This window comes from Falsiporphyromonas endometrii (assembly GCF_042654485.1).
Taxonomy (GTDB): Bacteria; Bacteroidota; Bacteroidia; order Bacteroidales; family Porphyromonadaceae; genus Porphyromonas; species Porphyromonas endometrii.
In genome coordinates this window covers 1-14,317 of sequence record NZ_JBHSGO010000172.1, presented here as the reverse complement: position 1 = coordinate 14,317, position 14,317 = coordinate 1, and the positions used below count along the sequence as shown (strand labels likewise).

The 14,317-nt window shown below is 41.4% G+C and carries 11 protein-coding genes; 1 reads left to right on the top strand and 10 read right to left on the bottom strand.

What is annotated here, in order from left to right; genetic code table 11:
* The first annotated feature begins 270 nt into the window (after nt 1-270).
* Entirely contained in the window at nt 271-978 is a 708-nt protein-coding gene (locus ACFO3G_RS05685) for a phosphatase PAP2 family protein (RefSeq protein ID WP_380078822.1), read from the top strand.
* 80 nt (nt 979-1,058) lie between these two features.
* Here ACFO3G_RS05685 and ACFO3G_RS05680 read toward each other — a convergent pair whose 3' ends face one another.
* The 10 genes from ACFO3G_RS05680 to ACFO3G_RS05635 form a co-directional block, all read right to left on the bottom strand.
* Nucleotides 1,059-1,499 carry an META domain-containing protein gene (locus ACFO3G_RS05680; RefSeq protein WP_380078820.1) on the bottom strand — a complete coding sequence of 147 codons (441 nt, stop codon included), beginning with the start codon at nt 1,497-1,499 and terminating at the stop codon, nt 1,059-1,061.
* Nucleotides 1,500-1,516: 17 nt separating this feature from the next.
* Entirely contained in the window at nt 1,517-2,344 is an 828-nt protein-coding gene (murI, locus tag ACFO3G_RS05675) for a glutamate racemase (RefSeq protein WP_380078818.1), read from the bottom strand.
* Between the two features lie 141 nt (nt 2,345-2,485).
* The gene (lipA, locus tag ACFO3G_RS05670; protein ID WP_380078816.1) at nt 2,486-3,355 is read right to left on the bottom strand and encodes a lipoyl synthase; all 870 of its coding nucleotides are present in this window, start codon (nt 3,353-3,355) and stop codon (nt 2,486-2,488) included.
* Between the two features lies 1 nt (nt 3,356).
* Complete coding sequence (locus ACFO3G_RS05665) at nt 3,357-5,540, bottom strand: S9 family peptidase (RefSeq protein ID WP_380078814.1); 2,184 nt, start codon at nt 5,538-5,540, stop codon at nt 3,357-3,359.
* 16 nt (nt 5,541-5,556) lie between these two features.
* Entirely contained in the window at nt 5,557-7,905 is a 2,349-nt protein-coding gene (porE, locus tag ACFO3G_RS05660; RefSeq protein ID WP_380078812.1) for a PorE family type IX secretion system protein, read from the bottom strand.
* Between the two features lie 7 nt (nt 7,906-7,912).
* Nucleotides 7,913-8,542, bottom strand: a complete 630-nt coding sequence (locus ACFO3G_RS05655; RefSeq protein WP_380078810.1) for a 7-carboxy-7-deazaguanine synthase QueE — start codon at nt 8,540-8,542, stop codon at nt 7,913-7,915.
* A 5-nt stretch (nt 8,543-8,547) separates the two neighbouring features.
* Nucleotides 8,548-8,967, bottom strand: coding sequence for a 6-pyruvoyl trahydropterin synthase family protein (locus ACFO3G_RS05650; RefSeq protein ID WP_380078808.1), 420 nt, complete (start codon nt 8,965-8,967; stop codon nt 8,548-8,550).
* Nucleotides 8,968-9,319: 352 nt separating this feature from the next.
* Nucleotides 9,320-11,005, bottom strand: a complete 1,686-nt coding sequence (ettA, locus tag ACFO3G_RS05645) for an energy-dependent translational throttle protein EttA (RefSeq protein ID WP_380078806.1) — start codon at nt 11,003-11,005, stop codon at nt 9,320-9,322.
* A 113-nt stretch (nt 11,006-11,118) separates the two neighbouring features.
* Complete coding sequence (gene rplS, locus ACFO3G_RS05640) at nt 11,119-11,478, bottom strand: 50S ribosomal protein L19 (RefSeq protein WP_380078804.1); 360 nt, start codon at nt 11,476-11,478, stop codon at nt 11,119-11,121.
* 139 nt (nt 11,479-11,617) lie between these two features.
* Nucleotides 11,618-14,071 (bottom strand): TonB-dependent receptor, encoded by a 2,454-nt coding sequence (locus ACFO3G_RS05635; RefSeq protein WP_380078802.1) that lies wholly within the window; start codon nt 14,069-14,071, stop codon nt 11,618-11,620.
* Nucleotides 14,072-14,317: the final 246 nt, after the last annotated feature.

Sequence of the window (14,317 nt, the reverse complement as noted above, 5' to 3'; positions counted from 1 at the left end):
GACAGACAATTCGAAATAATTTCTTTAATTTGTACTTGTGTAAGGTTCATGCTTTTTATCGTTTTTTAGTTTGTAATTTCAAAGATAATAGTCTTGGGTCTTACACACTTTTTTGGGACAGTATCATTTGTCTTAGTATTTGTACCTTTGAGGTTGTCGGATAGTTGCTCTCTTCTAATCTATCGACCTTGTCATACATTGTCGAATTAGAGATAACAACAAGTTAATGGTAACAATACCACGACTATTATTAATTAAAAACATCTTTTCATGCATATCTTGGACATGTTGGTTTCTTGGGAAAAGCAGGTCTTTCTCCTACTCAACAGCCATCATTCAGCGTATGGAGACGCTTTGATTTATCTATTTTCAGCCCCACAGACCTGGTTCGGCGTCTGGTTGGCATTCATATTACTTCTATTTTATAAAAAACCGGCACGAGAAGCAGTATTGGTTATAATTGCAATGGGTCTAACCATCCTCATTTGCGATCAGTTGACATCACACATTATCAAACCGCTATGTATGAGACCAAGGCCGACCCATTATCCGGGTGTTGAAGATATTGTCAAAACTGTATATAACTATCGAGGATATCCTTATGGATTTGTATCGAGCCATGCAGCTAACTTCTTTGGTTTGGCAACATTCACGGCTCTACTATTCAAAAATCGCTGGTATTCCATCTACATCTTTCTGATTGCCACTGCTGTATGCTATACCCGTATATATATGGGAGTGCACTTTATTACAGATATTGTACCGGGTGCCATCATCGGCATTCTTATTGGGTGGCTTATATATCTGTGTTACAAAGAGGTCCGTATCAGATGGCTCACCGGATCGTCTGTCATAACGGCACAAAAGCTATTTGGTAAGATACTGAACGCATGGATGCTTGTCCTGACAGGGTTCATAGTATTCTGTGCAACAGCTGCTATAGTCATGAAACGAGTCGTCCAGATGGTCACTTCGTAATAATAAAAAACCTCCAACTCTTGATAAAAGGGTCGGAGGTTTTTTATTGCGAGATTAAATCTCTAAAAGTTGAACCAAGATTACTTTTTGTCTTTTACTCTTACGAATGATGCCTTTTGCTCCTCACTATCAGGTATACTGTAATAGATAGTTAGCTTATCTCCATTTACATCAAATCTTGTAGCATTATTTATAACGCTTATCAGCCCCACTTCGTACATTTGGTTAGTACAAGCCACTCTTGTTGACATAACACCACCTACTTTAATAGTCTTGTTATTCATATCAAGCTCTTCAATCTGAGCTCCAAATGAATTGCAGATACCTATTCCACCCACACGTTTTTCTGTAAGATCAAAGTTGATAGTCAGCTGATCAGCATCTAACTTCAAAGATGGATTATCTATCTGAAACTTCCATGTGCCTGCCAAAGAATTTGATGAACAACTCTTTTTGCAACAGCATGATGTCATTAAGACACTTGCCATAATGATCCCTACGATCCATATAATTCTTTTCATAGCTTCTAATTATTTATTTAATCAATTGTTGTATGCTCTGCATTGATAGTTTGTCCCTGAAGAAAGATAGATGCCAAATCACTAAACTTCTCCGGATTTTCTGTTGTCAAGAAATGAGTATGTCCCATTTTTGACAAGCGCTGCTCCATTTCGGGATGCCTGATAAGGTAATCCGCCAAAGACTTTGCCACAATCTCACCTTGAGGGATCAATCGAATGGACGGAGTCAATAACCTTTTCATCTTTGGCATCAACAACGGATAATGAGTACAACCCAAAATAATAGCATCAATATCATCATCTTGATTGATGAGTTGGAACAAATGCTTACGAATAAAGTAATCAGCTCCCGGACTATTGCTTTCGCCATTCTCGACCAAAGGCACCCACATAGGACAAGCCTCCTCCGAGACCTTTACTTCGGGAAAAAGCTTGGCAATCTCCACTTTATAAGAATGGGCTGAGACAGTACCTCGTGTTGCCAAGACCCCAACATGTCTTGAATGGCTCAACTGATCGATCGATTCAACTGTAGGTCTAATTACCCCAAGGACTCTGCGCGTTGGGTCGTCAGAGAAGGGCAGATCCTGCTGTTGAATAGTACGAAGAGCTCTGGCCGAAGCCGTATTGCAAGCTAAGATAACAAGTGGACATCCCATTCCAAAGAGTTTGTCTACAGCCTGCTTTGTAAACTTATAGACCACTTCGCTGGACCTACTTCCATAAGGGGCTCTGGCATTATCGCCCAGATATATATAATCATATTGAGGCAGGAGACTTCGTATCTCTTTCAGGATCGTCAGCCCGCCATAACCCGAGTCAAAAACTCCAATCGGTGCATTCATATTATTTCTATTTATAGTAAAGGTTGCAAAGATATCTTAGCAACTTACTACTATCAATCTAATCAACCTACATAAGATTAACCTTCAAAACACCGTTAGGGCATCTTGGAAGACAACCTTTTTCTAAAGGCATATTTGAGTCTATACATGCTTTTCCGCATGATAACTGGAGCGGACAAGTGGAGCAGACTCAATATGCTTAAATCCCTTCTGAATACCTATGAGTCTGAGTTTTTCAAACTGCTCCGGCGTCACATACTCTTCAACCGGGATATTCTTTCTTGACGGTTGAAGATACTGTCCAATCGTAATGACACTTACCCCAACCGAGAGTACATCATCCATTAACTGCAATATCTCATCTTCGGTTTCACCCAATCCTAACATCATGCCGGTCTTAGCCACAATCCCGGACTGTGCAATATGCTGAAGCACTGCCAGACTGGTATCATAAGTAGCCACACTTCTCACCGATGGGGTAAGACGTCTTACCGTTTCCATATTGTGAGAGATGATATTTGGTTTGGCCGCTATCACCTTGTCTACTAAATCCAAGCGGCCTCTAAAATCAGGGATCAAAACTTCTGTGGTAACTTCGGGGCAGGTAGCTCTGATTGCCTCAATTGTTTTAACCCAATGATCTGCGCCATAATCCGGAAGGTCATCTCTGTCCACACTTGTGATGACAGCATGCTTTAGCTTTAGCTGTTTAATGCTATCAGCCACATTTTGAGGTTCTTGCGGATTCAATGGCAAAGGCTTACCGGTATTGGTATTGCAAAATCTGCAAGAGCGAGTACATATATCTCCACCAATCATAAAGGTAGCCGTACCTCTACTCCAACATTCCCCTTTGTTGGGGCATTTGCCACTGGTGCATATAGTATGAAGACAATGCCCTTCGAGATTGCCCTTAGTCTCCGAATAGGTCAGATTGGATCCCAACTTGATCTTCAGCCATTCGGGCTTCTTCAAAGGACGTTGCCTTGTTTTTGAGTGGTCTTGAGCCATATTATAGATTTGCTTTTAGATAATTAGCCATGCGTGTGTACAAGTGATATCTTGTATTACCACCATAGATGCTGTGATTCTTATCTGTATAAATAGCTTCATCAAATGGAATATTGTACTTTACCAAGAGATCGGTTAGAGCCATTGTGTTTTGCAAATGGACATTGTCATCTGCCGATCCATGAATGATAAGCACTTTCCCCTTAAGATTTTGCGCATTCTTTAGTACAGAACCTTCATCATATCCCTGCGGATTCTCTTGTGGTGTACGCATATAACGCTCTGTATAGATGGTATCATAAAAGCGATAATCTGTCACAGGAGCCACAGCTATACCGACCTTAAAAGTACCATTACCCTTACAAAGGCTAAGCAAAGTATTGTATCCGCCAAAGCTCCATCCCCAGATAGCCATTCGAGAAGGATCAATATAGGGAAGCCTACCCAACTGCTTGGCTGCTGCCACCTGATCTTCCGGCTCTACAGTACCCAATTTGAGGTAATGGCATTTTCTCCATTCTTCACCTCTGGCACCTGTACCACGACCATCTACACAAGCAACAACAAACCCTTGATCGGCAAGATATTGCTCCCAGTCAAAGCCATAAGAGTCCTTTACTTGCTGTGAATTTGGTCCACTATATTGCACCATCACTAAAGGATACTTTTTGTTTGGATCAAAATTGAGCGGTTTTACAATCCAAGCATTCATCAAGTCTCCATGGTCATTCTTCACTGTAATAAACTCTTTCTTTGAAGTTTGGAATTGAGCCAAACGGTCTTCCAAATCCTTGTTATCCTGAAGAACACGAAGAGGCTTCTTGATATTAGAAGTCTTATACAATGCCACTACAGGCACATGATTGGCACTACTAAATGTATTGATAAAGTATCTATAATCACCACTAAATTGAGCACTATTCCAACCTTCCTTGGTAGATAGTTTTGTCTTTCGACCCTTCGCATCAATCATATAGACAGCTCTTCTGATCGGGCTCTCCTCACAAGACTGATAATAGACATTACCTTTTGGGTCGATACCATAGAAGGCTGTCACGTCCCACTTGCCTTTGGTCACTTGCTTCTTGAGCTGACCATTAAGAGCATAGAGATAGATATGCTGATAGCCATCTTTTTCGGACATATAAACAAAGCCATCTTTCAAAAACTCTATGGAATGAATAGCTGCTTCATCGACATAACGGGTATTGCGATCTTCCATGATAAGCTTAGAAAGAAGGCTCATGGGATTGACAAACCAAAGCTTCAAATCATTTTGATGTCTGTTCATCGTAACAACAGCCAGCTGGTCCGGATTCTTCGTAAACTCAATTCTTGGAATATAACCATCCGAAGGAAGATCCAACTTCACCGGCTTGCTATTGCGATCTGCAATGTTATAAACATATAGACTCACCTTGCTGTTGTCTTCTCCGGCTTTGGGATATTTGTATCTATATTCCGTAGGATAAGCATCGTCACTACCAAGATACATAGGCATAGAATACTCTTTTACACGACTTTCATCTGTTCGCACATAGGCAAGATAAGAGCCATCAGCACTAAATGACATCAAGTTGGTCTGTGCAAACTCCTCCTCATATACCCAATCGGTAGCACCATTGATAATATGATTAAACTTTCCGTCCGTGGTAACTTGTACCTCTGTATCAAAATCAAACTTCTTGATAAAGATGTTGTTGTCTCGCACAAAAGCTACCATTCGACCGTCAGGGCTGAAGGTTGGGATGCGGATGGCTCCACCCTTGTCAGACAAAGGTTTTACCAACTTTCGCCTAACATCATAGTCATAGACATTAGCAGTAAAAGATCTTCTATAGATATATTTGATATCATTTAGCAATAAAATATGCTTACCCTCAGGACCTATAATATAGCCACCAAAGTTTTTGAAGTCGCAATCTCTCGCTGTACGAACATTAAATAGAGTATCGACAGCCTTACCAGTCTCAAAGCTATAACTCACAATGGCTTTATGATCAGGTGTGGCCTCTGTGTAATAGCCACTGTTACCCATAGGCCTAAAACTTCCACCGGCACCCTTAGGGTAGAAATAGCCACTCGTAATTTCCTTCAATGATACATGCTTAGATTGAGCCGACAATTGAACAAATTGCGGCATCAGCAATAGCAAAACTGCTAAAAGCGTCTTCTTGTTAATCATAATAAATATCGTTAGTCTATTCTGTTATTTTTCTTTCATTGGCTTTTCTTACCGAACGCTTTGGCTCAGTATTATTGTCCTTTATATCTTTGAAATTTCCTTTTGGACGAGTGTCCGGAGCATCTTTCAAGTCTTTGTTGTTATGATCTTCGGGTTCGAAGGTAAGATTTTCATTCGGATTGTGAGCCTTTTTATCAGACTTTGACGCTCCCTCCTTAGTGGTTTCAACAACCTCTTTTAGATCTGTTGCAGTGAGCTTTGACGAATCCTCAACAGAAGGGGAAGGCTCTCTCTTTTGCTCATTCCTCTGCTTTTCGAGCAGCTGCATTACCTCTTTCTCATTTAAGACCTTAAATTCAGTACGCCTATTGAGTTGATCTGCTATGCTTTGGTATTGAGGTAAAAGAGCATCGATAAACAGATCGGTCAGAGTATCTCCTTTTTGCAAAAAGTCATACTGCTTGGCCTCTTTGGAATTTACAATATGTGGGACCAGCTTCCCTTCACCGGAAGCGAAAAGACGTGTCTTATCAATTTCATGATCAATCAAATATTTGACTACACTCTGTGCTCTACGCTCTGACAACTTCTGGTTATAAGCTACGGGCCCTTTTCGATCTGCATGTGCCGAAAGACGAATAGAGACCTCAGGATTGTCGTTCAAAATCTTTATCAATTCGTCCAGACTACTCTTGCTGTCAGGTCTTAATGTTGCTTTGTCAAAATCATAGTGGATATTATCCAGTTTCTCGGGATTGATACGAGAAGCCAAATAAAAATCTATATAGTATGTCTCACTTCGTTTGGCAGAATCGGTCTGAAAGCGGATATACTGATTGAGATAATTATCCGCACCTGCGAGCATTACATATTCAGTAGAACCATCCACAGCTATTTTGTACGATCCATCTTCTCGAGTAAAGACCATACCCTGACCTACGGGACCGTTGGAGCCCACAATCCGCACCCAAGCTTTTGGTAGAGGTTCTCCCAAACGATTGTACACAATACCTTCTATATCTGTCTTAATCGCTCTCCTCGAAAACTCATACAAATGAGGTCGACCATAAGCATCTCTTCTATTTGACGAAAGAAGGCCACTGATAGCAATCGGATCGTCCGGTTCTCTCTTTGAGGGGTCTATTACAAAGCCAAAATCATCTGCTGACGAATTGAGTGGCACCGGCATATGACTAACCTGCCAATGTCCTAATGAGTCCAATTGAGCTTTGTAAATGTCCAAACCTCCATACCCGGGTCGTCCGTCAGAGGAGAAATACATGATACTATCGGTATACATATATGGAAACATCTCATTGCCGGGGGTATTGATCTCAGCACCAAGATTTTCGGGCGCACCACAAAGACCATCTTTGATAGGGGCGCGATATATGTCCTTTCCGCCATAACTTCCGGGGCCATCACTTACAAAATAGAGCCATTTGCCATCGGGGGAAGGAGCCGGATGTGCAGCAAGATGTAGCGAGTCTTCCGAAAGAGTTACTTCGGTACCTTTAGAAAGGCCCGACTCCGAGCTTCTTGTCGAATACACCTTTGCCGTTCTTGAATATAATTCATGATCTTCCGCATAAGTATAATACACTGTTTTGCCATCACCGGAGAATGCAGGCGTACCCTCATCGGCAGAAGTATTGACACCCCCACTCACACTGTCTGCCCGAGAATACTTTCCTTTTGCATCTCTTTTGACCCAATAAATATCATTAGGTTTTACGCCTGTTATGTTACTGATATCTATAGATGGATCTTTGGAACGAGAAGAGGTAAAATAGATGATTGACCCATCAGGTGAATATGTTGCAGAAAAATCGGCTCGAGCACTATTCAATGTTGGAGAGAGTCTTACTTTATAGGTTTGGAAGGGATTAACTTCTCCCATGACGCTCTCCGTTTCAGCCTTCTCCCTCAAAGCCATTTCAGCCCCTTCTATACCAATTTTGGCAAGCGTGTCCATGGGATGATTCTTTTCAAAATCCTTATAATACTTCAGCGCCTCTTTGTACTTTCCCATATATTGATAGCACTGCCCAATCTTAAGATAGACGATGCTATCCGGATAATCGTATCTCAAAGCATTTTGATATGAAGTGAGCGCCTTAAGGACACTCCGTTGAAGGTAATAGTTTTCTGCAGCATGAAAAGCCATATATCCTCGCTGCTCACGCTTATCCCGAGGCAGTCTTCTGTACAAGGTATAGTACAGATTTGCAGCCTTAAAGTACTCTTCGTTGCGCTCTGCCTGCTCTGCATCTGCAAGTTTTACCGACTTACATCCGGTAGACAAAATGTAAGACGACAAAGCCAACACAAGTAGCAAGATCGGATATATTCTTTTGAAAATCATTATGACACTATTCTATTCCTATCAATTTATGAATTTGAAGGCTCAAACGCCATTGTGAATGCTCCAGACAATAATCTATACAGCGTTGCAAGGCTATGGGATTCGGGCGATCTGTCGTAAGGTCAAAGACCGGGCTAATACAATAATGCAAAGCTTTGGGCAGCTGCTCCTTAGGAATAGGAAGAGCCCCCTCTGGCTCAATCAAAAACCGCCATTCGGAAACACCCTGCGAGAAAAACTTATGAAGCATAGATACATTACGGTGCTTAGGACTGCAACTGATATAATCAATACCTTCGGGCACCGATTGCATACCATTGGTCTCGATAGCTTGATAATATCCCAAATCCTTAAAATAAGCCACTATAGCACTATCTAACTGTAAAGTCGGTTCACCACCGGTCCAGACAATTGACTTACAAGGATACGATGCTATACGAGATGAAAGTTCGTCTAAAGATAATGCCTCATAAGAGTCAAAATCGGTATCACAAAAGCTACAAGACAGATTGCATCCACTAAGCCTTATAAATATAGTAGGCACACCTTGTCTTGCCCCCTCTCCTTGAAGGCTGTAGAAATATTCATTTACCTTGAGCACTCGCTCTGCTACCGAACTCATATCCACTCGATTCATAGTTCTTAAAGGCTATAGATTGCACTGCATTTTCTGGTCTCGTCGACCCGACAATAGCTCAGAGTAACCCCCGTACCTGTCAATAGGCGAGGTCCTATAACCTCAACCAGATAGCGAGCCATATTCTCAGCTGTGGGATTAAAAGGAACAATTATTATATCCTCAGGAACAAGCTTCTCCAAATGCTCAAGCAAAGGATCTTCTTGCCAAATCATCATCTTATGATCCCAATATTCTTCCAAATAACGACACAAAGTATCTTTTATGACCCCAAAGTCAATAACCATCCCTAATTCGTTCTGCTCCTCAGCAGTACATCTAAAATGAACACGGTAGTTGTGACCATGCAAATGCCTACACTTATGTTGATGACCAACCACACGGTGCCCCATACTTATATCGTGATATCTCTCAGCTGCTATCATTATCTATTACTTATAAATCTAAAACAAAGGTACATTTTTGAATCGGCAAAATAAACCCAAAAATATCTTTAGAATATTAGGATGAAAAAACTGATGATTTAAACAATCAATAGACGCCTTTATGATCTATATTGGCCTATTTTATACTCCAACAACAATCACAAAGCCTGCTATACCCCAGGTTAGCAGACTAAATATGTTCCAATCGACCAGTTTTGTCAAGAGGAGAAGATTGTCCATTCACCACCTTGCATCGGGTTTTGAAAAACATTAAAATAGAGTGATAATCAAAAAGCCTGTACCGAGTTGGCACAGGCTTTTTGATTATGTATGTCATTGTAACAATCTATTCTTAGTCCATTAGATTACGATAGCGTATTCTTTTGGGTTCTACATTACCCATTCTTCTTTTTTTGTCTTCCTCATATTCTGTATAAGAACCTTGATAGAAGAATACTTTGCTATCACCTTCAAATGCCAATATATGCGTACAGATACGGTCTAAGAACCAACGGTCGTGCGAAATCACCACTGCACATCCGGCAAAACCTTCCAAACCTTCCTCCAGAGCACGAAGTGTATTGACATCAATATCGTTGGTCGGTTCGTCAAGAAGAAGCACATTTCCACCCGACTTGAGGGTCAAAGCCAAATGAAGTCTATTCCGTTCCCCTCCGGATAAGACTCCGCATTTCTTCTCCTGATCGGCTCCGGCAAAATTAAATCTTGAGAGATAAGCTCTTGCATTCATCTCCTTATTACCAACCTTGATAAGTTCTTGACCTCCACTTATCACCTGATAAACCGTCTTTTCGGGGTCAATATCCTTGTGAGTCTGGTCGGCATAACCAATCTTAACCGTCTCACCCACTTCAAAACATCCCTTATCTGCCTTCTCCATACCCATAATGAGTTTGAAGAGGGTTGTTTTACCGGCCCCATTCGGTCCTATGACCCCAACAATACCATTAGGGGGAAGCATAAATTCAAGATCATCAAACAAGAGTTTGTTGCCAAAAGCTTTAGACACACCCTTGGCTTCGATCACCTTATTGCCAAGTCTCGGACCTGAAGGAATATAGATTTCCAACTTCTCCTCTTTAGCCTTCTGATCTTCGTTGAGAAGCTGTTCATAACTATTAAGACGAGCCTTACCCTTGGCGTGACGAGCCTTAGGAGCCATATTGATCCACTCAAGCTCTCGCTCAAGAGTCTTACGACGCTTAGAAGCCTGCTTTTCCTCTTGAGCCATACGCTTGGTCTTTTGATCCAACCAAGAAGAATAATTGCCCTTCCATGGGATACCTTCTCCACGGTCAAGCTCAAGAATCCAGCCCGCTACATGATCCAAGAAATAACGATCGTGAGTAATACAAATAACAGTGCCGGCATATTGTTGCAAATGTTGCTCAAGCCAATCTATACTCTCTGCATCCAAATGGTTGGTGGGCTCGTCCAAAAGGAGGATATCCGGTTGCTGAAGCAACAGTCTGCAAAGAGCTACACGCCTACGTTCTCCACCTGACAAGGTGTCTACAACCTGATCTTCCGGAGGACAGCGAAGGGCATCCATTGCCCTTTCGAGTTTCGAATCGATATTCCACGCATCACAAGCATCGATCTTATCTTGGATCTCAGCCTGTTTGTCACACAATGCTGCCATCTTATCTGCATCTTCGAGGATCTCAGGATCGGCAAAAGATTCGTTGACCTTTTCGAATTCACTTAAGAGATCCATAATGGGTTGCACACCCTCTCTTACCACTTCGATAACCGTCTTACCCGGTTCCAAATGTGGCTCCTGCTCAAGATATCCAACAGAATATCCCGGAGAGAATACCACTTCTCCCTGATAGTCTTTATCTAAACCGGCAATAATCTTCAAAAGAGTTGATTTACCGGAACCATTCAAACCAATGATACCAATCTTTGCTCCATAAAAGAAAGATAGGTAGATGTCTTTGAGAACCTGCTTCTGAGGTGGAAAGATCTTACTTACACCCACCATTGAGAAGATAATTTTCTTGTCGTCTGCCATAAATTAATTGATTAAAAAAACTCCTCCACGGCTTAAAGCTGCAGAGGAGTTTATGCTACGAGTTGTGACTCCATTGCCTCTCTCGCTCAAAGCAAGGGAAACAATAATCGGACTTACTTAGAAGCTACAAAGCGGCGCTCCTTAATACGAGCCTTCTTACCCATACGTCCACGTAGATAATAAAGCTTAGCACGACGTACGCGACCACGCTTTTCTACTGTGATGCTATCGATAAATGGGCTGTTCATAGGGAAGATACGTTCTACACCAATACCGTCTGAAATCTTACGTACAGTGAAACGCTTGCGAGAGCCTTCTCCTGAGATACGAATAACTACACCACGGTACTTCTGGATACGGTGCTTATCACCTTCAGTAATTTTGTAATCTACTGTGATAGTGTCACCACTTTGGAATTCCGGAAGCTCTGCTCCGGTCTTGAATTCTTCTTCTACAATTTTGATAAAATCCATTGTTGCTTATTTGATTTAGCGTTAATACCAAACGCAATATACACAGGCCACACGTTTCTTCCTGCCAGAGATTGCGCTAAGCGAGTGCAAAGTAACTTAAAATATTGTAGATAGGCAAACTAAGCGTAATAAATTTGGCTCAGAAATCGACAGTCATTCTCAGATTCCACTGTCTTCTTGTCAAATAATTGGGGACTGCATACTGCTGACTAAAGACATCACTAATCCAATAGTATGAATTGACATTGGAAATATCAAAAAGATTGAAAGCATCCAATCCTAATGTTATCTTTCTAAAGTTAGACCAAAATCCCCTTGCATTGTTATCATCTCTCTCAAAAATTGCATACTGCATCCCAATATCTATACGCTTATAGGCACTTGCCGTGAAGGCAGGTTTCGAAAAACCCTTGGCCGGATTGATGATTGGAAGTCCCCCCGAAAGGACCCCTCTCAAACTTAGGCTTATCCTGTTGTTCCCGGGGAAGTAATCTTGAAAGAAGAGAGAGATATTATACTTTGGAGCATTCATAAGAGGCATATGTCCTAAGCCATTTCTCAAATCCTGACCACTCGATAAGAAAGAGCAAGTAAGCCAAGAGTCAACACCGGGTACAAACTCTCCAAAAAGTTTCAAATCCAGACCGGCCACATGGCCATTGCCAATATTACTTCCGTAGTATCTAATCTTTACATTCTCTCTTATATATGGATTGATTCTAAAGAGATACTTATAATAGAGCTCTGCCGTAAATTTAAACTTACGATCAGCCACCAAAAAGTCCACATCTGTGCCTGCCAAAATCGTCCATGCTCCCTGACTCTTGATATCCTTGTTGAGTACAACTATCCTATTGCCGTCATCATCAAAAGTCTCATTACGGAGCTCTTTGTAGAATGGAGCCTGATAATAAAGTCCTCCTGCAAGTCTAAAGATAAGGTTACTATTGTTGGACGGAGCGAACGATCCATTAAATCTTGGACTTATGGTAAATTCTTTATTGAAGCTCCAGTAAGATGCACGAATCCCCGGTGTAAAAGTAAACAACCCCTTATCTGTGGTAAAGCGGATATGATCCTGCAAATAACAACCAAATCGTGAGGTATGTACAGAGGCATCTGAATATAGATTCTTCCATACAGTCACCATATCATCAACACGCGGAAGCGAATAACCCATTGAGTCCCTCTTTTCCCACTCATTAATATAGTCATCCACCTTCTCTAACTTATAATCCAATCCATACTGCAAACGATGGCGCTCACTAAGTACATGATCCTGCCGATAGACTACATTAAAAACAGAAGCATATAAGTGATTGCGAGCATGCTCATGACTATTACCAATACCAAGGACACCTTCTCCGGAGAGAATATCTGCAGCCGAAGGATTTTGTGCGCCCAAATCATTCAAAAAGTAGGACCCATCAATATCATATGTCTCTTGCTCTCTTGTTTTGAAGAACGAAAAGGTAAGACTTCTTCTCGACTCAGCTGAAGGAACATGCTCAAGGCTAAATGCACCAAACAAAGTTAAAAACTTATCCTGCTCTTTCCCATCAAAATAGATCTTAAACTTTTTGGTATTCTCGAGTGTTCCAAAGTTGGTTTCTCTTGTTTTAGGGATAAACTTATATGAGGTATAAGATATATTTCCAAGAAAAGATGCCCTCAGATGTGTACTGACATTGTATGTAAGATAGGTCTGTGCATCGACATAATGAGGATCATACTCTGCATCTGTATCATTGAGATTCTTCAGAAGTGTCTGTCCGGACTTATAACGAACTCCACCTATAAAAGACAATTTACCAACCTTAGACCCCACATATGCGCTTCCACCAAGCAACCCCAACGAGAAAGAGCCTTCGGTCTTCTCCGGACGCTTATACTTAATATCAAGGACAGAACTTATCTTATCGCCATAATCAGCTGTAAAACCACCGGCACTAAACTGGACCATACCGGTTAGATCGGGATTGATAAAACTCAGACCTTCTTGCTCTGCCGTGCGGACAAGAAGAGGCCTGTAAACCTCAATGCCATTGACATAAACCATATTCTCATCATAGCTGCCGCCACGCACCGAGTATTGCGAACTCAGTTCATTATTTTGACTGACCCCGGCATACGTGCCGACAAGGCTCTCCACTCCGGCATTGGGAGAAGCTGCAATCTTGGCCAGATCCGTTTTGACAACCTGCATACTGTTGGTCCGTTTTTTCTTTTCTGCACTTACAACGACACCACCCAGTTCAATATCTGTAGTTGACAACTTAACATTGATCTTCTGATTGGATAGAAGGGATCCAAACTTCTTTACTTGGGATTTAAAACCAAGACAAGAATACTCGATTGCGACAGAATCTCGCGTAGCTACAATAGTAAATTTATAGTAACCTTTGAGGTCCGTAGAGGTACCAAATGGTTTGCCTACAACCTTCACATTGGCAAACTCGATAGGTTCCCCATTTCGATCCAATACATAGCCACTCACCTGCACTTTCTTTTGAGCCTGCACCCCCATAGGGATAAAAAGGAGCAAAACAAAGACAAACAAAAAGGCTTTTAACTTATGATATAGCGGCAACATGTATTTATATTCTTTTTTTAATCATTGAAGAAATGAGATATACTCATCTCACTGATGAGACAAAGATAACCAAGAAGTTGTTTCCCTTACCATATATTGTGTCCAAAAAAATGGCATTCAAACCAATAGTGTCCTAAACGTTCTTCTTTGAAGAAGGACATAGCATAGTATTCAAGAGGGGCATCCCACTTGATCATCTTGCGCTAAAATGGGGGTATCCCCCTATGTCAATTCAGGCTCATCGGG

Bases quoted from the DNA above. Each gene is read 5' to 3' on its own strand.
- ACFO3G_RS05685 (WP_380078822.1), top strand. From the start codon at position 271: ATGCATATCTTGGACATGTTGGTTTCTTGGGAAAAGCAGGTCTTTCTC.
- ACFO3G_RS05680 (WP_380078820.1), bottom strand. From the start codon at position 1,499: ATGAAAAGAATTATATGGATCGTAGGGATCATTATGGCAAGTGTCTTA.
- murI (WP_380078818.1), bottom strand. From the start codon at position 2,344: ATGAATGCACCGATTGGAGTTTTTGACTCGGGTTATGGCGGGCTGACG.
- lipA (WP_380078816.1), bottom strand. From the start codon at position 3,355: ATGGCTCAAGACCACTCAAAAACAAGGCAACGTCCTTTGAAGAAGCCC.
- ACFO3G_RS05665 (WP_380078814.1), bottom strand. From the start codon at position 5,540: ATGATTAACAAGAAGACGCTTTTAGCAGTTTTGCTATTGCTGATGCCG.
- porE (WP_380078812.1), bottom strand. From the start codon at position 7,905: ATGATTTTCAAAAGAATATATCCGATCTTGCTACTTGTGTTGGCTTTG.
- ACFO3G_RS05655 (WP_380078810.1), bottom strand. From the start codon at position 8,542: ATGAATCGAGTGGATATGAGTTCGGTAGCAGAGCGAGTGCTCAAGGTA.
- ACFO3G_RS05650 (WP_380078808.1), bottom strand. From the start codon at position 8,967: ATGATAGCAGCTGAGAGATATCACGATATAAGTATGGGGCACCGTGTG.
- ettA (WP_380078806.1), bottom strand. From the start codon at position 11,005: ATGGCAGACGACAAGAAAATTATCTTCTCAATGGTGGGTGTAAGTAAG.
- rplS (WP_380078804.1), bottom strand. From the start codon at position 11,478: ATGGATTTTATCAAAATTGTAGAAGAAGAATTCAAGACCGGAGCAGAG.
- ACFO3G_RS05635 (WP_380078802.1), bottom strand. From the start codon at position 14,071: ATGTTGCCGCTATATCATAAGTTAAAAGCCTTTTTGTTTGTCTTTGTT.